We start from the raw sequence: 23881 nt of genomic DNA on the forward strand, positions 1-23881 counted from the left end.
AAATACCACTGCATTAACCTATTTGAACGCCACCTTCATGACCAACCGTCCTCAATAATTTTAACGGTTTTTACGCTCTATTGCAGATAAATTTTCGGGAGGGGTAATCGTTTGGTCACAGAGATTATTATATACAGGGCACATCATGCCCGTTATATTAATACGTTAACCTTTTTAAAAAAAATGTATATATTAGAAATAGCATAATTCAAATGATCCTTACTCAACTCACCAAATGTAAAGTGAAGGCTTTGAAAAACCCTTCGCTGTTCTTTGATTTATTTTTTGCGGCTGAATATGGAGCTATTTTTCTAGTAGTCGGCAATTTTTTCTCAGTCTGGGTTCTGTCAGGGCTCACTGGGGTGCCTAAAAGGCCCGCGGAAGCGGTTATTATGTGCTTTTGGTAGTTCATAGAGCTGCCGATCCCATGGGTTGGATTTTTCAAGCAAGAATCTGACCGTGGTCAGGTTCCATCCAATGCAGGCGAAGACAAACCGAAGCCACTTGTGAACCTGGATTTTGGCTCGTATGGCCACCAGATTAGCCTTGGTCTTCATCCACGTGAAGGGATCTCGACCGCCGCCCGAACCCGCCTCAGCTTGTGGTTGCACTTTTTTTTGGAGCCCGAGAGCAGTCCGTCGTCAAAGCTTAGTTAATTACCGTCGGCCATAAAAAATATGAATGATTTTATAAACTATAATTTAGAATGAACCGAAAAATAACAGGATCCAAATAAAACGCACTGAATCAGGGAATTTTGCAAAGGGTTCAATAACTTACAAGAAAACAAAATATCCTTAACGGGACACTAATGATGAGGTTTATCTAATCGTAAAAAAGATTGTTATGAATGCAAGTAGAAAAGAGTTTTTAAAAAATTTAGGGATTGGTGGTATAACGTTTAGTCTATCATCTGTTCTACCTTTATCAGATTATGAGAAAAGAAGTGACGCTAAATCAAATATTTTCAACAGGAGTCAAAATGGATTCTATGCATCAAACTTAGAGCCTCTTGCTCCTGAACCTTTCATAGAACTGCCCATTGGAGCCATCCAGCCCAAAGGCTGGCTTCGTGAACAGCTGAATAGACAGCGTGAAGGTTTGACAGGCAATCTGGATGAGATCTATTCAAAAGTGGTCGGTCCTACAAACGGTTGGTTAGGCGGTGACGGTGACGGCTGGGAACGCGGACCATATTGGCTAGATGGACTGGTCCCGCTAGCTTATATCCTGGATGATCAGAAGCTGAAAGATAAAGCACAGGAATGGATCGAATGGAGCCTGAATAACCAGGAGGATGACGGGTATTTTGGACCTATTCCTTTTGAGGGTGGTCCTCCCATAGATCGACAAGGTGTCCAGGAAGGGCCACGAAAGGACTGGTGGCCCAAAATGGTGATGCTTAAGGTGCTAAAGCAATATTATATGGCTACCGAGGATTATCGCGTGCTGGATCTTATGACCAACTATTTTCGCTATCAGCTGAAACATCTTCCTGATCAGCCGCTCGATAATTGGTCGTACTGGGGCAATCGTCGTGGTGCTGATAACTTAATGATTGTCTATTGGCTTTATAACCGCACAGGCGACGAATTTCTACTTGAATTGGGAGATCTGATCCATCACCAGACGTATAACTGGAAAGAAATTTTCGAAAGTGGAACCATTGCAAAACTTAATCCCGTGCCTGAATTACATACGGTGAATTTAGCAATGGGATTCAAAGCGCCGGTAATTTATCATCAAAAAAATCATAATGAAGATTATATCCAGGCGGTAAAAGAAGGATTGAAGGATCTCAAAAATGTACATGGTTTTGTTACTGGATTATATGGTGCCGATGAGAACCTTCATGGAAATAATCCTACACAAGGGACAGAGCTTTGCACAGTAGTCGAGATGATGTACTCCTTTGAACAAATAACTCGAATTACCGGAGATACCTATTTTGCGGATTATCTTGAGAAAGTGGCGTTTAACGCCTTGCCTACACAGCACGATGATGACTACACAACTCGTCAATATTTCCAACAACCCAACCAAGTTGAAGTGTCGCATAAAATCCGCAACTTTTTTAATGATGCCAACGCTCAGCTCTGTTATGGTGTGCTGACGGGATATCCCTGCTGTACAACAAATATGCACCAGGGATGGCCCAAGCTGGTTCAGAATATGTGGTATGCCACTGATGACAATGGACTTGCGGCGATGATCTATTCGTCCAGTGAAGTTACTGCCAAAGTAGCAGGTGGCACGGAGGTAACAGTGATTGAAGTAACCGACTATCCCTTTGATGACACTATTAATTTTACGATACAAAGCCCGGAACAGGTGAAATTCCCATTGAAGTTACGCATCCCTGAATGGGCAGATGAGGTCAATATCCAAATCAATGGCAGGGACTGGAATAAAATTGAGAATAATAGTGATAAACAAATGGTTGAAATCGACCGTACGTGGGTGGACGGGGATACTATTACACTACAGTTGAAGATGCAAGTCAGAATAAGCCGCTGGGCTGAAATGTCAGTCGGCATTGAACGTGGTCCGTTGGTCTATGCTCTGAAAATAGATGAGCAGTGGGAGGAAAAACCTGCTGAAGAAGGTAACTGGCGAATTCAGCATCCATATAAGGAAGTGTATACAGAAGATTCCTGGAATTATGGAATTCCCGAAGAGACGATCAAAAACAAGGATTTCGAACTGGTCTATGACGAGGATAAAGCTGGAAAATACCCTTGGAATCTAGAAAATGTGCCGGTCAAGCTGAAAACTGACGGCAAGCCAGTGAAAGAATGGCATATGTACAAGCACTCTACAGGACCGCTTCCGGTAAGCGAACAAAAACGATATGGAAGGAATCCCGGCACTGCTAATGTGCGGGCCGAAAAACTAACATTGGTACCATATGGGGCAACAACACTGCGAATCTCCCAATTTCCGGTTGTTCAGTAAGGAGCAGGTTTTTGACTCAGAATTTTAAAAAAATTCAGATGGGAAATAAATATTCAGAACGGACTGCTACAAGAGTTAAAAAAATAATCTCGATGATGAAGAACCGTACCCTCTCCAAAAGATCTTTTGGAGAACTTAGGTATGTCTCAAACTATACTCATAAGTTTGATGGGAGGGTTGTATGAGGATTTTCATAGACTGTCAGACACACTCGATGGGTAAATACCTCTAAAACTGATAATAAAGGGTGAGCCGGGGAATAAGATCAGACTTCGGCATAGTTCCCGTGAATGTTTCACCGTAAAATACGGCTTCGAAATTTGGAATAAGATGTATGTCTGTATCCATAGTAAAATCTATTCCTCCTATTAGGAGGGTGGATTTTGCATTGTTACTGAAAGGAATATAATTAATATCTTCACCGGCAGGATTGGGATCAAACATGTGATCGATACGCAAAAAGCCGCCCGTCTTCTGGGAAATAGATGCCCTGGCAAATATGGATGCTATATCCAAGTTAGCGTCTCCTATCAGTCCTGGTAAATTCCGATGCTGATAAGCGTAAAGAGCTCCTACATTTAAATCTTCTGTCCGGTACCCTAGAAATCCCTGCACTGTAGTCCAATACTGTTCATCTGAAAGATCATTCCAGTCGCCATACAGCTCAACTATCCACCGTTCGGTAAGCTGATAGGACAATGCCAGCATTATTTTTTTCCCTTGATTGATTTCTGCTGCATTATTGCTGTGGCCATTTCCAACCATGCCATGATAATTCCATCGTTCATCTTCATCGAGCGTTCCTTTTCCCGCAATACCAAAGTCGCGGGAACTGCCAAAATTCTGCAGATTCAACGGTGTTTCTTCTACCGATCGGTATCCCCATGTATCCTTAACCAAACTGAATGTTGGGGTTGGTGATATACCGGCAAGAATTTCATGCCGATTATTTTCCCATTTGAGCCAAGCATCTTTAACAATGGGCGCCATCTTAGCACTGGTTACAAAATCACCTTCACCGTTCATTTCCAGCCTTAATCTGGTGGAAAATGATTGGCTGACTTCATGGTCATAGGTCAAATAAATGCGTCGAAACCAGAAACCATTATTGCCTTCCAGCGATTCATTATGATTAGAGGTTATCCAGTAATAGTCGCTGTAGGCTAGGCCACTTATTTCCCCTTTATCGCCAATCTTTACTTGTGCCACTGCTGATATTGCCAGAGAACATAATATTAGTAACAGAAATGCTTTTAATTTCACAAAAAAACTTTTGTTGTTAGATTTTTAGGATAAACCAATGACCAGTGGGACGACTTAATAATAATTGAAGGTACTGAGGGGCCGAAAATATAAAATCCTATTCCATTTTGTGCCTTTTGTTAAATTCTTATTTGCTCTAAAATAGAGTAATAAATAGGTAATAAGTATTGCTACTAATTTTCAATCATTATCATTATCAAGTTCTTTTTTCTGCGCAATAAGAATGGATATGAATTCCTTTATGCTTAAGTAAGCCCAGATTATCCAGATTATAAATCCAACGCTCCAAACAGACCAAGTCACAAAATCAAATTCCATAGATTCTTTGCTTTTTCTTACTTTACATAAATTCTAACCAATCCACCGATAAAGATCATAAACATACCTCCTACTGCCAGATAAGAAGAGATTACAGCACCCGTTGATCCTACTATGGCTCCGATCAAATATAAAATTAACCCAAATATTGAAGCGGATATTGCCAATTTTCCAGGTATAGATTTCGGGACGATATAAAATGGATCAACATCATCAGGATGTTCCAGCTCGGGCTTTTTTGCATCCCATATGGTATTCGCCTTAACTACTTCTTGTGGGGGGGTCAACAATGAAACAAGAGGGCAAACCACTAATGCTGCGCCAGCGCTGCTTAAAATTGCCAAACTAAAACTTTGATCGCCTGCTAAATAAACAAAAACCCCAACAAATGCTCCTGCAAAATAGCCAGCGAAAGCCCCCTGCCAATTTGCACGTTTCCATAACAATCCATAAATAATTGCTACTACAAAAAGCGGTGTATCAAGTATACCAATGACAGTAAGGTTTGCTTCCACTGCTCCTCCCAAAACAGGTACGAGATAGGAAAACCCGATAATGAATAAACCCATAACTAAAACAACCAACCGGGCTACAGTTAACGATTGGCGATGGGACGATTCTATATTAAAATAGCCGTTATAGAGATCACTGGTAAACATTGTAGCTATTGAGTTAAGGTCAGAATCTATTGTAGACATCATAGCCGATAATAACCCGCATGCCATTAATCCTAATACAACGGGAGGAAAATACTCTACTATTAAAGTTGGAACCGCGTTATCAAAATTTGTAAGATCCGGATATAGAACTTTTGCAGCTATCCCTGGTAATATCCATAAAAGAGCAAATGGAGTAGTAATAATTCCGGACAAGACCATACCTTTGGAAGCCGTTCGTACATTTTCCGAGCTAAATGCTCGTTGTAACACATCCTGATTGATAGTAGCCCATTTGATAGAAAGTAATACCATGGCAATCAGAAATAACCAATTAAAATCTCCGGATTGAGGCACAAGTGACATGAACTCGGCCGGTACCTGAGCCTTTAATGTGGCAAAACCTCCCACTGCATACATTGCAACAGGCAGCAATATTAAGGCACCTCCAAGCATGAGCAGGAACTGAAGAGCATCTGTTGTTGCGACAGACCAAGTTCCCCCTAAAATTGTATAAAATACTGTTATCCCCGTCAAAACAAACACCCAGAGTGTAAATGACTGCACCCCGGTAATAGTCTGTGCGGCAATGGCGATGGCATAAATTCCAATTCCCAACCAAAAAGCTAATCGAAATATCCAGATAACTGCTACTAGTCCACGAAAACCCTGCGAATATCTTAGCCCCAAAAATTCAGGGATCGTTCGTATGCGTAAACGTCTAAAAATTGGAATAATAAAAATACCCGAAAGTACCAGCGCCATGTTACCTGTCCATGTATGCCAGATAATAGAGAGACCTTCTTGATAAGCAGTTCCGCTCTGCCCTACAAAACTATAGACATTAACATTTGTTGCAGTGATTGTTGCAGCTAATATAAACGGAGTTAACTTTCGTCCAGTTACGTAAAAATCATCTGGAGTAGAAATCCACTTATAGAAATATCCGCCAACAACAAATATCAGTACAAGGAAAGCTACAACTATAATTATATCTATTGGGGACATAGTGATAGCAAATGAGCAACGATTATTAATTAGTACTTATTGAATAATGTCATTTCTCCATTTAATGGGAATCGTGAAATTAATTCGAGTACTATTCATTATCTAAAGGGAAATGAACAACCTTTTTAGATTGGGCAGATCGATAAGCACCAACAGCCATTTCCAAAGCTTTGTATCCATCTTCTCCCGTTATTGGTGGGTCGGTATCCTTTTCTATGCTTTCGACGAAACGATCGTGAATACGAGTCATTTCTTTTCCATCGGGTTCGTAGCTGGTTCTCATAAACGCATCCGGATTAATAACATTCGTAGACTTTTCGACAGAATACAATTCCATTTCTCCCGTAGACGGTTGATACCACAACGTTCCTTTGTCTCCCCAGATTTCTATCGTTTCTCCCCGCTGAAATCCTGCTTCTCTTTGAGCATTCCCTACTTCCAGTTCCCCGATTACTCCGCCTTCAAACCGATATAAGGCAACGAGTGTATCTTCAACTGTAATATGTGGTTGGTCAAATACGAATTGATCCCATTCAGCAAAAACTCTCACAGCTTCCTGATCAAGTAAAAACCTCATTGTATCTGTTTTATGTACCCCCCAACGGAGCAGAGGTCCTCCTCCTCCTAATTCAAAATCTGTCAACCAGGCTCGTTTTTCTTCAGAAATATCCTGCCACCAAGAAGCAATGACCCGAATCTTATAAACTGTTCCCAAATAACCTTCATCAATTATTTCTTTTGCTTTTCGCTCAGTTGTAATAAATCGCCGTTGATGACCAACACACAATTTAACTCCATGTTTTTCGCACGCAGACATAATTGCCTTTGCATCTTTTAAGTTTGAAGCAAAAGGTTTTTCAACGTAAATATTTTTACCAGCCTTTGCAGCAGCAACGGCAATATCTCTGTGTTTATGTTGCGGAAGATTTAATAGAACTACATCAATATTGCTATCTTGCAATAATTCCCCATAGTCAGTACAACATTTTTTAAAATCGTATTGTTGTTGCACTGACGTTAACAAATCTTCTTTTAAGTCACAGGCTGTATATAAATTTACTGATTGTGATTGTAATAATCCCTCCACCTGAAAATTTTGAAAAACGGGACCCACGCCAATAACTCCATAATTTAACATACTATTTCCTCATTTTTTCTCTTTACGTGAAATTTCTAAATAGTTATAAAATACTTCCTAACACTGTTTATAATATAATAATAGTAGTTATACCCTATTTCTTATAATTCATTTCAACTGTCTATACGTATAGTTTTATCATTATTATTTGAGCGATACGCTGCTTTTAACAGTTTGGTATTTAAAAGTCCGTCTTCTCCCGTGGCAGGCATATCACCTTTCCCAAGGATTGAATCAATAAATCTCTTTATATTTTTTGTATATAAATTTTCCCATTTTATATTTATTATTTTTTCCCCGGAATCGGAAATAAACCGAAATTCGGGATCAGTGAACGGTCCGAGGGCACGCTTTCCAATAATTGATGCTTTTGATCCATAAATTTCCAGCATATTTTCCCGATTGGGAATCGCAAATGAATTTTCAGTAATCCCCATCTTTCCATCAGAATACCTGGCTATAGCAATTGCTGTATCATCGGCTTCACCATCCATTCGTTTTTCCATTCGGCTGGTAATCTGTGTAATCTCACCGCCTAAAAAACGCAGTAAATCGAGACAATGTGATCCGACATCCATCATAACCCCTCCTCCTCCTTTCTCTGGCTTATATCGCCAAGTATCATTGGGTGGATAGAGAAAATGAATTTGAGTACGAATCATATGTACCTTTCCTAAATTACCGGCCTCGATCATACGTTTAATTGACTGAAGTCCCGGGTGGGAACGCATATGAAAATGAAGCCCCAATTGTACCCCTGCTTCTTTTGCAGCATCAACCATACACCGACAGGACGCGACATCCAAGGCCATCGGTTTTTCACAGAGCACATGTTTTTTCTGTCGCAATGCTTTAATTGTATGCTCTTCATGCAGATATACCGGTGTGGCTACATATACGACATCAATGTCAGCATCCTTTACTAATTCATCGATATCCGTATAATACTTTGAAGCCTTATGCTTTCGTGCCAATTTAGCTGCTTTGGATTCACTCCTCGAATGAACTGCTTCCAGCGAAAATTGTTTAGCTTGTTGAAAGGCTGGTATCGACCGGCTATCGGCAAAGCCGCCTGCACCAATTACTCCAAATTTTAACTTTTTATCCATGTGTATACCACTTTTTTTATTTTACAGGACGATTTTCCCAGTCATCTAAAAATTGCTCCAGCCCAGAGTCTGTCATGGGATGATGAAACAGTTTTTCCATAATTTCAAAATTCATTGTTGCGACCTCGGCCCCAATAACAGCTGATTGCAAGACGTGCTTCGGTGTACGTAAAGCTGCAGCCAAAATCCCTGTCTCCATTCCATAATTATCATAAATCTGACGAATATCTCGAACTAATTGTATCCCGTCAGTCCCAATAGCATCCAATCGTCCCACAAAAGGACTGATGTAGGTCGCACCGGCTTTTGCAGCAAGCATTGCTTGTACTGCTGAAAAACATAAGGTTGTATTAATTTTAATCCCCTCTTCACTTAATACCTTGATTGCTTTAATCCCTTCTTTGATTAGAGGTACCTTTACCAACGCATTTTCATGTGCCTCTACTATAGTGTGGGCCTCTTTAACAATGCCGTCAAAATCCGTTGCTGTAACTTCAACGCTAATTTCACCATCAGGAAACAATTCAAAGATTTCATCTATAAGATCTTCGAACTTTGTCCCTTCTTTTGCGACGTGACTTGGATTAGTAGTAACCCCATCTATTATGCCCCAACTTTTGGCTTCACGTATTTCCTCTATATTTGCTGTGTCTAAGAACAATTTCATATTATTCACCTTTATTTGTTTTTGTGTATTCTATTTTTCCGTTTACGATAACAGTCTGAACTTGATAATTCTGGTCAAGTAACACAATATCCGCTTTTTTCCCACATGCAATGATGCCGTATTGGTTTTCAATACCTAATAACTTAGCCGGATTTAGTGTTGCTGTTTTTACAGTGTCCTTCAATGACAAACCAGCTTCAGAGATGAGCGTATTCAAACAAACATCCATTGTTGCAGTGCTTCCGGCTAATAATTGTCTATCGGATGTTTTTGCAACTCCATTTTCTACTATAATCGAATTTTTATCATCTTTGTCACCAATATAATATGATCCGTCCGGCATTCCAGCTCCTCGCATTGCATCTGTTACCAATATAACTTTATCGATACCCTTTGTTTTAACTATGAGCTCGATAAGACTACCTGGCAAATGCATATTATCTCCTATAATCTCTACCGATAATTCATCCAGCAGAAGTCCTGATTCAACCACACCGGGAATTCTGGTAAGATTTTGTCTTGTAATTGAAGACATCACAGAATATAGATGAGTGACCAGTGAAAAGCCTGTGCCCACAGCATTCACTATCTGAGGGTATTTTGCGTTACTGTGTCCTATAGAAAAAATAATATCATTTTCTTCCAGTGACCGGGCAAATTCTAGCACCCCCGATATTTCAGGAGCTGCTGTTATTAAACGAACTGTCTCTAAATAATCTAATAATGGGTGATAATCTTCTGCGGTAGCAGTACGAATATGAGCAGGATTATGTGCACCTTTTTGTTCCTTTGAGATATAAGGACCTTCCAGATGTGATCCGAGGATTCTTGCCTTATAAGACTGAGGATGATTGACTGCAGTTTCTACAAGTTTTATCGCAGTAATCATTTTACTTATCGAAGATGAAATTATGGTTGGAAGCATTGAAGTAGTCCCGTGCCTCAAATGAAATTCTGACATTGTTTTCAAAGCCTGTTGGGTTCCATCTAGAATATTTGCACCTTTCCCACCATTAACATGTATATCTATCATCCCCGGAATCACAAACATTCCACTCGCATCAACATGAGGGGATGTTTCCGTAGAAAAATCTTTTTTTCCCTGTCCAATTTGTTTAATAATTCCATCTTCAATTAAAATTGAGCCGTTTTTAATTACCTCAAAAGGGGTTATACAGGTGCCTGAATGAATAACCAACTGAGACATATTTTTATTCTTAAGTACAAGTTTAGTTATCCTTTTAATAAATTTTCTGGACTTGAGGCAGTATCCATATCGGTAATAATCTGCCAATCCGGATGTTGTTTAATGTAAGTAACCGGGTAATCATCTCCTGGTTCACCGAATAATGCCAAGCGTAATATGGTATTAGCCCAATCCATTCCCTGCACGCCATTTCGGCAATACAGCCGTATTTTGTCCGCATTCATTATTTGACGCATTCCCAGGGTCAATGCTTTCCGGGGAAAATTTTCCAAATCTCCACCTACACCCGCCCGAATAGCATTGATAGTAATCGTATATTCGTTCAAATAAACCATTCGAGGATCTGAATGCAGTACCTGAGGTTCAGGTTCATTAAAAGCCACGTGGCCATGAATTCCTATTCCACCATAACAGGTTTCAATTCCACCTGCCCTTTCTATCATATCAGCTAACTGGTGAATATTTTCATGGTCAGGAAAAATCACCTGATCCTGTGGTACACACAGTTCGTTATTAATTTTATCAAAATACTTCCAGAGACCGGCTTGAAAACTTAGCGGATGAGAAGAGTCTATTTCAATTCCATTATTGGTGCAGTATTCATCCATTAAAAAGAATGTACAATCATGTAGTGATATCTGTTCGGAATTGACCATTTTTGTGAAATTCTCATATTGTGGAACCGGACCAAAAGGCAGTATAAGTACTGTAGACTTATTTTGTGCATTGTTACGCTTGATTTGATCGGCTAAATTCCGCGCAAAATGGTGATGTAAGTCCTCGATATCATCCAGAAGCAGCAGATGATCTCCCGCTTTTTTACTCATCTCATCTGGGGACAGATAAAGTAGATTTTGTATTTCTTCTTGTCTATTCATTATTTCCGACTCTTATTATTGAATTTTTTAATTCCGATGACAGAAGGATGTTGTATCTCTGGAAAGACCTCCTTTCCTTCAAATCCAAATTTTTATACGGTTTTACGCTAATTTCTACTTCCAAATGACTATTATTGGTCAAGGAAACTCGATCACTGATTTAATATTCACCATCCACATGGAATATTTGTTCATTATGCATCCATTTTCCACCAGTAAAATCGGGAAATTGAACCGGATGGCCTCCCTGAGCAATGGATTCTTCTGAAAGGGGCCCAATTGCGCTCCAAGCAGCCGCATCATAAACGTCCATAGGCGGGGAAACATCTCGCTTTATCGACTCCACAAATGCATTCCGTACAAACCAGTCCATACCCCCGTGCCCGGCCTCAGCCGCTTCTTTTTCATGTTTTTTCCACAAGGGAGCATCATATTTCTTCTGGTAAGGATCAAAATCCTCCCACCCATGGTTTTTACTTGTACCTTCCAGATAAACGGAGCTGTTCTCTACCTGCCAAAGGCCCTTGGTACCCTGACAATGGAATCCTAATGAGTAAGGGCGGGGCAAGGTTGTATTCAGGTTAACAATAATGGATTCCCCCATAGCAGTGGTAATGGTAGAGGTGATCACATCGCCAACTTGAAATTCTATATCCGCATCTGGATGATTTCTCCCCCCTTTTTCCAAAACGTAATTGTGAAGTCCGCGGGCCTTTGTCGCCGTAGAAGTAATCGTCATAAAGCGGTTTCCCCGATTTATATCCAACCAGTGGGCCACCGGACCAATACCATGTGTTGGATAGGTATCTCCATTCCTCTTGATATGATTATAAACCCGCCATTCTCTATTTTTGTCGATTCTCATGTCGGGGCCGAACTGTCTTCTTTTTCCAAGCATGGCCTCTCTAAGCTCATGCTGATACCCACAGCGGGCATGGATCATTTCTCCAAACAACCCCTGGCGAACCATATTGAGAATGGCCATTACATCCCGGCGGTAACAGACGTTTTCCAGGATCATGCAGGACATGCCTGTTGCCTCCGAGGTTCTAACCAGATCCCAGCATCCCTCGAGAGTTGTGGCTACCGGCACTTCAACGCCTACATGTTTGCCGGACTTCATAGTAGCAACAGCCATCGGCGCATGCCAATGCCACGGAGTTGCGATAACAATACCATCCAGATCCTCACGTTGTAGCATTCGCAGATAATCATCTTCCCCCCTTGTATATAATTCCGGGGCTTGTCGGCCACTGCCAGCAACCAGCTTTTCAGCTCGATCAGCATGCTCTTCATCCATATCACATATGGCTGGAATCTCAATATCAGATCGGGTCAAGAGTCCTCTGAGATGACCTGTTCCTCGTCCCCCTACACCGATCATCCCAATACGTACCCTCCCGTTATTCTTCCGTCTGCCTTTCGAAATCGTAAAGGAGGGCATAGCCGCCAGTCCAGCCCCCGTTAACGTTGCTTTTTTAAGAAAGTCTTTACGGTTTATATTTTTCTTCATGGGTCAATTATTATTTAGATGTTTAATAATTTAATCACTACCCGTTATCTTAAAATAGATTCTTATTACTGTTCTTTCCTTCTCTTTCGATGCAAAAGTTAAAGACTACATCTCACATACTTTGTATTAATATTCATCTGTCAAACCAAATATTGGCTCCATTGTCATCCACTTGCCATTTGTAAAATCGGGAAATTCCACAGACTCTCCTCCCTGAGCAATGGATCGCTCGGATAATGGAGAAATTGCTTTCCAGGAAGCCGTATCGTACGTATCGATAGGGGGAGGGATCTGGCGGCGCACCGCTTCGATAAAGCCACTAACTTTTAGAAAACCACCACCACGATGGCCGGCAACAACCCCCTCATTCTGATAGCGTTTCCAAAGAGGATGTTCATACTTTTCTTGATACGGACCAAAAGGCTCCCATTCATGGTGTGGACTCTCACCCTCTACATGAATCACTGATTTGTCAAGGGAAGAGGCTTCGCCATCCTGCAGCCAAATTGCCCGGGTCCCCTGCACTCTCCTCATATTGGAATAGGGTCTAGGCGAACGGGTATCAAAACTGAGAATTACAGTTTCACCATTATTACATTTGATCATCGTCGATACAATATCACCCATCTTCCAGTCAATCCCTTGCGCCGGATGATCAGTATCCAGATTTTCTTCTGCCCATAGTTTTAATCCCCGAGACTTTGTGGCCATGGACACCAAATTCATAAACTTATTACCCCGATGTATGTCCAGACATTGGGACACAGGTCCTATTCCGTGAGTGGCGTATAAATCTCCAGTACGCTTTATGTTCTGCAGCGACCGATAATCACCGCCGAGTGCTTTTGGCTCGCTGACACCACTCTTTTTTCCTGTGACAATCCGACCTCTAAGATCATGCTCATAGCCACATTGACAATGCAGCAATTCACCAAACACGCCCTGGCGAACCATATTCAATACTGCCATATTCCAACGATCATAGCAGTGGTTTTCCAAAATCATAGTGTGCAAACCGGTCTCTTCGGCTGTGTTTACCAGATCCCAGCATTCCTTGACGGTCGAAGCCGCTCCAGGTTCCACCGCCGCATACGCTCCAGCCTTCATTGTATCAATAGCCATGGGAATATGCCATCGCCACGGAGTGGCAATTATTACGGCATCCAGATCTTCTTTTACCAGCATTTCGCGGTAACTGTACTCATGTTCACCGTATCCAATCGGCCGTTTATCAGTTGTCTTTTCGACAATACTCTGGCCACGACTCAAATTGGCCTCTTTGATATCACATATAGCTACTATTGATACGTTCTCAAGCTGCAAGACATGATTGATATGTCCATGCCCATGTCCCCCAACGCCAATCATACCAACTTGTACGTTGCTATTTGCCCTCGCTTTCCCCTTCGCAACCGAAAAAGAGGGCATAGTAACAAAACCGGCTCCCGTTAACGTCGCCTTTTTAAGAAAGTCTCTACGATTTAAATTCATCTTCATAATATCTACTTTATTTTCCGACCATTGACTCGCATTATTCAGTTCACTATTGAACCGGAATTTGCTGTCTGTTAATCCCTAAGCTGAATAAACAAGGTCACCAATGGGGAGAATGCACACTCATTTCATAACTTTAGTACTGATTAATCTATAATTGTATATAATCTCTTTTTCTCTATAAGATAATACCTAAGCTCATGTTTGTGCTTCTTTTATGATACCACATTATTGACATATATTAGTACTTATTTTGCCTACGTAGAGTGATATAATATTGGTCATTTTCCAAATATATACCCAAAGACTAAAGTAGTTACCTTATTTTCTCGAAAATACTTTTTATTAGACTTTTATAAACAGCTTATGCTTATACATCCAGTAACAAATATACCATTTAACCAATAACGCCAAATTAATTGTGATAATAATACTACCAACATTCAATCCTCCCAATAAAGGTTCGGTATAAATACTCAAAAAATCTAAAAGCCATCCGTTTAAGAGGATATCAAACATATAGATAAATATGGAATTCATGCCCACAATGTTGACGAAAAACGTCCAACTTTTGTAACCTTTCATGTCTACCAGCCAATACAGAAAAGCTAATGTCAATAAACACCATCCACCGGAAACCAGCACAAATGTGCTGGTAGCAATACGCTTGATAATGGGGGTAACCGGTGACAAAATAAATCCGGCAAACAGAACAATCACACCTGCTGCGACCAAAAATATTAGTTTCCGTTTCTCATTCCGGTCGCTTAGCAAGATCCAACCACAAATTGCTCCCCACATGGTATGCGCTGCAGTACTAAGTGCATTAATTGTAACCCACCCTCCTTCGTTGAACTCGAATCCCAATAACATGTCAATATGAGAACCCAAATTCTGCGCTTGTTGCCAAGGACCTGCTTCGTAGGGGAGTGGGACAAATCGAAAGGCCAAGTCATAGATCAATAGAATTGCCAAACTCACACCAATTTGTACTTTCAGAGGTTTTCTCAGAATCAAAAACGTTAAAAAGTAGGTTATGCCAATGTGTGTGAGTACATTGGTTAAACTAGGAGTTCCCTTCATCAATTGAACTCCCTTGATTATCACCACACCCAAAAATATCAATATTAGAGATCGCTGGACAACATGCCAGAAAATCTCTCGGTCTGATTGTCCTTGTCGGAGCCGTTTAGAAAGAGAAAACGGCATTGCGACCCCCACAATAAACATGAAGAATGGTTGAACCAGATCCCAAAAATGCAGTCCCTCCCACTGTGCATGTGTGAACTGCATTGCCAATTCATTCCAGTATGGGAAATCTTTCAGTTCAGCTAATCCGAAACCGGTAGAAACTAATAAAATCATAGTGATACCCCTAAAAGCATCCAGGGATATCAGACGATCTGGTATTTTTTCTTTCAAGATTATCTGATTTCTTAAGTATTATTCTTAATTCTTGTACGAGCAGTTTGCTTTCTGCTTTTAAATTATAGTAACTTTAAAAGTAGCTTCACCTATATCAATAATTGCATCAGAAAATCTACTCCATGCATCTACTGCTAAATTTTAAGCTAATAATCACTGTTGCTAAACAAGAATTATTATACAAGTTTAACGATTGGCAACTTCTACCATAAATAGGCGATCAGCACAATACAGAGCATCATATTTAAATCATCATGTATCAATAAATGAATCCCTCGGGACTATTCTAATACCCTATATACGCTTAAATTGATCTTTCGATCAATATTCTTCTGTCACTTCCAGTCCCTGTTGTTCCCATTCAATAACCCAAGGATCCTGAGTATCTTCTTGAAATGATTTAATTTTCTCCTTCATCACTTCCATTCGATCCGCAAACTCCGGACGTTGCGCCAGGTTATTACTCTCATCGGGGTCTTCCTGGAGATCAAACAATTCAAATTCCGGGCGACGAAGAAAAGTATCCATTGAACGTTTCCCGAGTGTTTCGATACCGTTGCGCCTCAAATACTGCCAAGTGGTAGATTCCCATATGTCTCGTGGTACCGGTTGTTCCTGTTCCCACATAATATTCCAGATCAGTTTAAATCGCCGGCCACGAAGTACTCGCATCGGAGTATACATGGTAACTTCATGGAAGGTATGAGACGCATAAACTTCATTCCATTCAGAGGGATGATCCTCCTCCAAAATCGGTTTTAGTGACCTTCCCTGAAAATTTACATCTGCAGGTAATGCATCAGCAAAATCCAGAATGGTGGGTGTCAAGGATGTCCAATTGACCAAGGCATGATTGGTTATTCCCTTTTTTTTGTGTTTAGGACGTTTCACGATCAGGGGAAGATTGATCCCTGGCTCATACAACGTGGCCAATCCTCCCGGAAAAGCCGGACCGTTATCGGACAGAAACATAATCAGAGTATTCTCATATTTCTTCTGGCTTTTCAAAATGGAGATGAGCCTACCCAGCCCCTGATCCAGTCGCGAAATTGATTGGTAATACTGGGCCAGTTCGGCCCGGGTCGCCGGTGTATCTGGTAGATAAGAAGGGATGTTAACTTCCTCCGGTGTATAAGTAATCTTTTCAACACCTTCGTAGCCTTCCGGTTTATTACCAAACGGGTTCGGTTCCGGCCAAGCATTAAATGGCCGGCCACGATGGGGATCCCACGGACAGAAGTAAAGAAAAAACGGTTTGTTATCATCCTGGGATATGAAGTTCCGAGATTTTTCCGCCATTTGAACAGTGTTTCGGGCATCGGAGTCAATTTCTACATCAAAAGGGAAAATTTCGGGAGGGGCGACGTGAAGTTTACCATTAATACCGGTACGGTACCCAGCAGTCCTGAGAATTCCAGGCAAAGTTTGAATATCTTCGAAACACGCAAAATGATGGTATGCGTGCATGAGTCCATACATTCCATTAGCATGAGCGTAGAGCCCACTTAAGATAACAGCCCTACTGGGACTACAGCTTGACGTAGTACAAAAAGCATTTTCGAACTTCACACCATCTGCCGCCAAGGCATCTATATTTGGTGTTTTAATCGCGGAATTTCCGTAGCACCCCGCATCCCGTCCCATATTGTCCGTAACTATTACTACTATATTTGGACTATCGGCGGGAGCTGTACGCCGGGTTTGCAACAAAGGACTGCCAGCCCAGATGCTCGAAGCACCAAGTGTGGCTGTCCGCAAGAAATCACGACGGTTAATACCTCTATTACTCATAGTGTTTCCATCCTAATCCTTTCCCATTTCTTTTCATAGGAGAGAAGTTGTTTTAATTATTTATTCAATTCTATTCAATTAGAAATCAGTAATTCCAATTTTGTTGTAAACCCGTAGCATCTATCTCATCACGTGGAATAGGCACATAATAGTTCCTTGGACGAAATTCACGTTCTTGGGCCAAAACTAACTCATAGGTTAATTCGCCGTCCACCGTTGGCTCACCTTGTTCATTTACTTTTCGCCATGACATGCCATAGATATCTTCACCTAACTCCTCTCCCATCATCCATCTTCGCAAGTCATCATATCGATGCCAACCTTCAAACACCAATTCAATTCTTCTCTCATGCTTGATATCATCCAAAAGTTCCTCGCCCGATGATTGTATATCAGGTAAATTCACTCTATTTCGTATCATATTTACATATCTTCTTGCTTCTTCTTCATTACCAACATGGTACTGCGCCTCGGCATAATTCAAATAGAGCTCAGCTAATCTGAAATAAATATATGGAGTCGTTGACTGGGTCGAGGTAAATTCAACATCTTCATCCATATATTTACGCATCGTATAAGCTGTTCTGGAATAATTCCAGGCTTGCGGACCATCTCTGGAATCCAGCCCACCCGGCTCATAAAACTGCGTTTCCCGGCCCCTATATTGGGCCCCCTGATATACAATATCAGCATAAAACCGTAATTCTCGATTTTTATAGATATTTTCCGGGCTTGGATCATACAAGTCTGATTCTTCAATACTTTGGCCATCCTCCATCTGGAAATCATCTATCAGATCCTGGACCGGTACATTGCCCGACCAACCGTTATACCCATTGGGAGTATTAATCAAATCAATATTTTGCGTGACATTCGGTCTAAATTGAGAATGATTTGGATGTGCAAAAATGATTTCGGGTGTATTGTGTAAAAACATCTCTTGATAATCCTGCCAGTTTTCAACCTCAACCAGTGAATACAGCCCCATATCAATCACCTCTTTAGCGGCATCTGCTGCTTCCTGCCATTTATTGGATTTATCGTAATCATACAAAGGTCCACTGGGTTCAGTACTGGGATCATGGAGTATACTGGCTGCATGAAGTAACACTCGAGACTTCAGGGAAAGAGCTGCTCCTTTGGTAACCCTGCCCCATTCGTTGGAAGGTACAGTCTCTGGAAGCAATGCTGCCGCCTCATCCAATTCATTGACAACAAATGCAATTCCATCTTGATAGCTGTCCCGTTCTACATTAAATTCAGAATTAAGTTCAAATACCTCTTCTATAATTGGAACCCCACCAAAAAAGCTTAGCAGCTCCGCGTAGTCCCAGGCTCTGATATATTTCATCTCCCCAGTTAACCGGTCTTTTACAGCTTGATCGGCTTCTACATCCCCTATATTATTTAAGAATATATTAACATTCCTAATATATCTGTAATTTGTCGACCATTTCTGAAAAAAAGCCCCCATGGCATCCGGACTCATGCTCCCTGTAACAACAACCCAAGTATCCTGATCAAAAATATTGTAAGCATCATCCGTTAATGCCTGAGGTGTGGCCCTCCCATTTTCTTTGACTCCCCAAGAACCAAGAGCATTATAATTATCCCAAACGTAATTTCTAACCAAGTCTATATCACCCCATATATTCTCCTCACTAAAGGAATCCGAAGGTTCTTGGTTCAAGATTTCTTCACAACCTATAAAGGTCAAAAATCCAATAAGTACTAATAATATTTTTTTTAAATACAACATAATATTCAAGGTTTTTTTTAGAATATTTCTATAAATTTATAGACAAGCCTGCAGTAAAAATGGTTTGCTGTGGATAAAATTTTCCATCATCATCCTCCATCTCGGGGTCATAATATTCCCCCCCCATACGATCACTCATCCTGTCTATTGTCCAAAGATTATAACCACGAAGATAAAACCGCATGCTCCTCATACCTATATTTGATATCATTTCAACAGGCAAATTGTATGAAAGCGTTAAATCTTTAAGCCTGATAAAGGAAGCGTCATACAACCAGAAATCTGATGTTTGAAGATTGAAAAAATCCCTTCTTTCATAAGCCCGGGGGTATTCAGCATTCGGATTGTCAGCTGTCCATCGCTTTTCAAAAAAGTAAGTAGGCAAAGTTTCCTCTCCTGCCCTCGTATGAGCAATATAGTTTTCAGCCTGGGTCTGTCCCTGAAAGAAAGCATCCACCCTAAGCCCTTTGTATCCCACACCGGCATTAAATCCAAATTGGATCCTGGGTGTTTGAGAAGTATATTTTCTATATCGATCATCTCCGGTAATAGAACCGTCCCCGTTAAGATCCACATATTTTATATCACCGGGTTTCGTACCTGAAAGTGTGGCTTCTGTATTGTCTATTTCCTCTTGAGTGTTGAATATTCCATCGGTCTTATAAACTAACCAAGAGTCAATGGGACGCCCTTCCCGTTTTCTATAATCAGCTACATTAGGTGGTTCATCCAAATAGACAACTTCATTACGGTTATAGCTAACCTGTCCCCCTACACTATATTGGAAATCGCCAATAGTAGTTAAGTAGTTCATCTCAAACTCAACCCCTGAATTGTCCACTTTACCAAGATTCTCTCGTGGTAAAGACAAACCAGTAATGTCCGGGACCGATTCATTACGCTGTATTAAAATGTCTCTTCTCTTATTGTAATAATAATCAAATATTATCCCCAATTTCTCATCAAACAACGAAGCATCAAAGCCAATGTTCCAATTCTTAGCGACTTCCCACGTAATATTTGGATTTGGATCGTTGATCTGTTGAAAACCATCATTACGCTCGGCTTCTTCCCCGAAAAGCCAAAATGAGCCTAGGCCATATTGGGTAAGGTATTGAAAGTTCGGGACCCGGTCATTACCCATTATTCCGTAGGTCGACCTAATTTTTAGATCATCAAGCCAGTTGCTGGAAGCATCCATAAAGGGCTCATCTGAAATTCTCCACCCCACAGAAACGCTTGGAAATGTACCGAATCTCTCATCTTCCGGAAAATTATAAGAACCGTCACGCCTTACCGTTACATCAATCAAATACCTCCTGTCGTAGTTATAGCTTATAGAACCAAAATAGCTGAGTCTACCCGTATTGAAGGATATTCCGCTCGTTCTCTGCTCATTTGTGCTTGCCAAGTCCAGATGCACTCTCTGGCGGTTGATCAAATCCCTTCTATAACCAGTCAATTGAGAACTATAGCCCTCATCCTGCTCGTAAGCAATAAACCCACTAACATTATGATCCTCAAAATTCTGATCATACCTCAATGAAATGTTATAATATGTCTGCCGATTGATATTATTACTTTGCTCCAAACTTGAGAAAGTTTGTGTTTCACTGAATTTTCCAAGTTGATGGTCATATGAATCCGTTTCAACATTATATGTCCATAAATCCCATGTGGGCCTGAATTCCTCACTATCCCTGATATTATAATTGAAAGAGGCAATTCCTCTCAAACTTAATCCACTTAATAACGATTGCATATCAAGATCAAAGGATAATCTCGATTTTAAATCTTTATCCTGAGTATCTATCCACCCGGCTTCATCTGTTACTCCGATTGCCGGATTAAAACCTACCGATCCATATCCTGGCAACCCATTTGGATGAAATGCATGTTGCATGGGATAGGCAATTACGGATCGGTGAAATAAACCTGCTGCATCCATAACGGGTCGGTGATTATCTCCCAGCCTACCGGTTAAATCAACGCTCACCTTTAAATAATCAGTCATTTGAGCATCAAGATTCGATCTCAATTGATATCTGTTAAAATATTTATCATTCCCCCTGTAATTTGTCCCTTTATTGTTATAATCTCCACTTATATAATACTGTACACTTTCCGTTCCACCACTGGCAGCAATATTAATTCTACTTTCTGGGGTATAGTCATCAAACACCGCATTGTGCCAATCGGTATTCGGATGCGTTATGGGATTCGTACCTTCCCGGAATAACCGTATGTCTTCTTCTGTCCACGATTTCACCCTTCCATATCGTTCCTGCATTTCATTTTGATAGGTAGCAAGCTGCCAGGAATTCATAACTTCGGGCACTCGGGTAAACTTTGATATCCCCGAACTTGCATTAATCGATAACTCGGTTGTTCCTTCGGCTCCTCTTTTAGTGGTTACTAAAATAACACCATTAGCAGCTCGTGCTCCATAAATTGCAGCAGAAGCATCTTTTAAAACATTAACGCTAGAAATATCCCGCGAAGATAAACTCTCCAAATCACCCATACCTGAAGGGATTCCATCAATGATTACCAAAGGAGAATTATTACCCAGGGTTTCCTTACCCCGAACAAGTATATCCATATTAGCTGATCCAGGCTCTCCTCCTCTATCATTTATTTTTAACCCGCTCATTTTACCTTGCAATCCTCTACTTATTTCCAATGTAGGAACTTCTGCAATCTCTTGACCATCTATCTGAGATATAGAACCCGTTAGATCTCCTCTTTGCTGTTCTGAATACCCTACGACTACAAGCTCTTCACCGCCAATAGCCTGTGATTGCAATTCCAAATCAATACTCGTTCGGCCATTAATAGGAACCTCCTGAGTTCGATACCCGACAAATGAAAACACCAGGGTATCGCTTAAAGAAGATACTGCAAGCTCGTAACGCCCTTCCGCATCGGTAGAGGTCCCCATGGTAGTCCCCTTCACCAAGACATTGACTCCCGGCATTGTTTCCGATGTGCTAGCATCGGTAACAGTACCGTTAACATTTTGCTGTTGAGCATATAGATTGGCAGTCAATTCGAAGAGTGATAAAAACATTACCCCTAATCCCACTGTAATCCATCGTATATTTTTTTCCATAGTCTTATGTGTTTTTAGTTTTAAAAGAAGCTGAATATCTCATTCCCCCATTCCCGTTATTTGAAATAAGATTCGATGTTTTCTTTTTTTATTTGCCCCAGATGATAAATTGCTGATACTCACCTATTTTCTATAACCAAAGTTAAAGCTCCAATCGCTTTATGCTACCAATATTTTGACTAATTAGAATACTTATTTTGCTTAGGTAAAAATGCTTTGGCTCATGCTCAATAAATGATTCATGAATCCGTATTATATACGATACTATTGCAATAGTTCTTCAAGCGAAGACAAATTTACGCCAACAAAGGTCGACACCTGCTATAATCGTTGCGCCAGCCGGGGGGGCTGTTGGATATGTTTCTCCTCATGGCTACCCCCGGGGCGGACGAAAGTGTTGCTCGATTAAAGCAATGTTTTCCTTTGTCATCGCTTTGCATTGCTCATGACTCTCGTGGCGAGTCTCAAATATCAGCCATCCGTCATAAGCAATCCCGCTGAGAGCTTTAAAGGCGGCGGGCCAGTCAATCCGCCAATCGTCCTGCAATAACCGGCCGTTGTTTTTTACATGCACGGTAGCTATGCGTTCATTGCCCAGCAACTCTATGCCCGGAACCGCGGCCTCTCCATACCCGTAATTGTACATATTGTCAAGGTCATAGTAGACTTTGACAGCGGGATGGTCGACCATGTCCACCAAGCTCTTATTCTCCTGTGGGCTCAGCGAATTCTCTAATCCCAGAATAATCCCCGCTTCCTGAGCTTTGGGGGCGATCTCTCTCAATACCGACACCACCGGCCCGTAGGATTCCTCACTGCTCATATCCGGGGCATCATCCCTGAAAAATGCTATCAGCATGATCCTAGCTCCTACGATTTCCGAAGCCCGGATAGAATTCATAAGGTCCAGGGCGGTATGAGGACCCCACTGGGGATGGCTCCATACCCCGGCCGTCGTCGGGATATCCAATCCCCATCGATGGGCCTCCGCCTTATAGCGGCGGGCCACTGAAAAATCGTGCATATTCGGGCTCCCATTGGTCACCTGCAGCTCAACGCCGGTAATGCCCGGAATATCCCGGGCCACCTTAAAGGTGTCAAAATCCGCGATCATCCCCTCGGTTTCATCCTCCGGGTTGCGCAGGCTGGCCTGGCGGATCCCGATTTTATAAGGCAGACGACCCCCTTGCATATTCCTGTTCTGTCCCTGAGCGGAGGCCGCCCCCGCAAACCCTAGGGAAGCCATCCCGTAGGAAGCCTGTTTAAGAAATTTTCGTCTCTTCATATTCCTCTAAATTATTGTATTCGCATTATTCTGCATTCGTTACAAAGACCTGACCCGGATATTCTTCCAGCGACACTTGGCCCCTTTTCTCCACGCCCCGGTTCCGTTATGTATCTGCAGGGCGATGGCTCCTTCCCTTCCCAGCGTCTGAAACATCTGCTCGCGGTCATAGCGGGGATGAGGCGTGGTGGCGGCGTCAAATTCAGCGATTTTTGTATAATTAATCCACGTGGTTATGCGCGGATACTTCCCCACGCAACGAATCCGCAGCGTATTCCACCGGCCCGTTTTCCAGGCCGCCAA

At 41.4% G+C, this 23881-nt stretch carries 16 protein-coding genes; 1 reads left to right on the top strand and 15 read right to left on the bottom strand.

The features are described from left to right. Window positions 1-846: 846 nt before the first annotated feature. The gene (locus BUB16_RS19820) at window positions 847-2955 is read left to right on the top strand and encodes a beta-L-arabinofuranosidase domain-containing protein (RefSeq protein WP_084088468.1); all 2109 of its coding nucleotides are present in this window, start codon (window positions 847-849) and stop codon (window positions 2953-2955) included. A 228-nt stretch (window positions 2956-3183) separates the two neighbouring features. Here BUB16_RS19820 and BUB16_RS19825 read toward each other — a convergent pair whose 3' ends face one another. From BUB16_RS19825 to BUB16_RS19895, 15 genes are all read right to left on the bottom strand, one after another. Further along, window positions 3184-4218, bottom strand: a complete 1035-nt coding sequence (locus tag BUB16_RS19825) for a hypothetical protein (RefSeq protein ID WP_073068378.1) — start codon at window positions 4216-4218, stop codon at window positions 3184-3186. Between the two features lie 335 nt (window positions 4219-4553). Then, on the bottom strand, window positions 4554-6200 hold the full coding sequence (locus BUB16_RS19830) for a sodium:solute symporter family protein (protein WP_073068380.1): 1647 nt from the start codon (window positions 6198-6200) through the stop codon (window positions 4554-4556). Window positions 6201-6291: 91 nt separating this feature from the next. Beyond that, window positions 6292-7338 carry a Gfo/Idh/MocA family protein gene (locus tag BUB16_RS19835; RefSeq protein ID WP_073068382.1) on the bottom strand — a complete coding sequence of 349 codons (1047 nt, stop codon included), beginning with the start codon at window positions 7336-7338 and terminating at the stop codon, window positions 6292-6294. A gap of 113 nt (window positions 7339-7451) precedes the next feature. Continuing rightward, a complete protein-coding gene (locus BUB16_RS19840) occupies window positions 7452-8447 on the bottom strand; it encodes a Gfo/Idh/MocA family protein (protein ID WP_073068383.1) in 996 nt (331 codons plus the stop codon). 16 nt (window positions 8448-8463) lie between these two features. Further along, window positions 8464-9114 (bottom strand): fructose-6-phosphate aldolase, encoded by a 651-nt coding sequence (fsa, locus tag BUB16_RS19845; RefSeq protein WP_073068385.1) that lies wholly within the window; start codon window positions 9112-9114, stop codon window positions 8464-8466. 1 nt (window position 9115) lies between these two features. After that, window positions 9116-10408, bottom strand: a complete 1293-nt coding sequence (gene nagA, locus BUB16_RS19850; RefSeq protein WP_211483246.1) for an N-acetylglucosamine-6-phosphate deacetylase — start codon at window positions 10406-10408, stop codon at window positions 9116-9118. Beyond that, the gene (locus BUB16_RS19855; RefSeq protein ID WP_073068389.1) at window positions 10348-11199 is read right to left on the bottom strand and encodes a sugar phosphate isomerase family; all 852 of its coding nucleotides are present in this window, start codon (window positions 11197-11199) and stop codon (window positions 10348-10350) included. The genes nagA and BUB16_RS19855 overlap by 61 nt, the downstream gene beginning before the upstream one ends. Before the next feature lie 160 nt (window positions 11200-11359). After that, window positions 11360-12712 carry a Gfo/Idh/MocA family protein gene (locus BUB16_RS19860; RefSeq protein ID WP_073068391.1) on the bottom strand — a complete coding sequence of 451 codons (1353 nt, stop codon included), beginning with the start codon at window positions 12710-12712 and terminating at the stop codon, window positions 11360-11362. A gap of 126 nt (window positions 12713-12838) precedes the next feature. Then, entirely contained in the window at window positions 12839-14209 is a 1371-nt protein-coding gene (locus BUB16_RS19865) for a Gfo/Idh/MocA family protein (RefSeq protein WP_073068393.1), read from the bottom strand. A 342-nt stretch (window positions 14210-14551) separates the two neighbouring features. Further along, window positions 14552-15628, bottom strand: a complete 1077-nt coding sequence (locus BUB16_RS19870; protein ID WP_073068395.1) for an acyltransferase family protein — start codon at window positions 15626-15628, stop codon at window positions 14552-14554. A 324-nt stretch (window positions 15629-15952) separates the two neighbouring features. Continuing rightward, entirely contained in the window at window positions 15953-17422 is a 1470-nt protein-coding gene (locus BUB16_RS19875) for a sulfatase family protein (RefSeq protein ID WP_084088470.1), read from the bottom strand. Window positions 17423-17507: 85 nt separating this feature from the next. Continuing rightward, a complete protein-coding gene (locus tag BUB16_RS19880; protein WP_073068396.1) occupies window positions 17508-19181 on the bottom strand; it encodes a RagB/SusD family nutrient uptake outer membrane protein in 1674 nt (557 codons plus the stop codon). A gap of 28 nt (window positions 19182-19209) precedes the next feature. Continuing rightward, window positions 19210-22293: a SusC/RagA family TonB-linked outer membrane protein gene (locus BUB16_RS19885; protein WP_073068398.1), complete on the bottom strand. Its 3084-nt coding sequence runs from the start codon at window positions 22291-22293 to the stop codon at window positions 19210-19212. Between the two features lie 373 nt (window positions 22294-22666). Beyond that, window positions 22667-23578, bottom strand: coding sequence for a sugar phosphate isomerase/epimerase family protein (locus BUB16_RS19890; protein WP_084088471.1), 912 nt, complete (start codon window positions 23576-23578; stop codon window positions 22667-22669). Window positions 23579-23617: 39 nt separating this feature from the next. Next, window positions 23618-23881, bottom strand: a 264-nt coding sequence (locus BUB16_RS19895) for a 3-keto-alpha-glucoside-1,2-lyase-like domain-containing protein (RefSeq protein WP_170864478.1), incomplete at its 5' end; no start/stop codon positions are given.

It is taken from the genome of Fodinibius roseus (genome assembly GCF_900129315.1).
GTDB classification, from domain to species: Bacteria; Bacteroidota; Rhodothermia; order Balneolales; family Balneolaceae; genus Fodinibius; species Fodinibius roseus.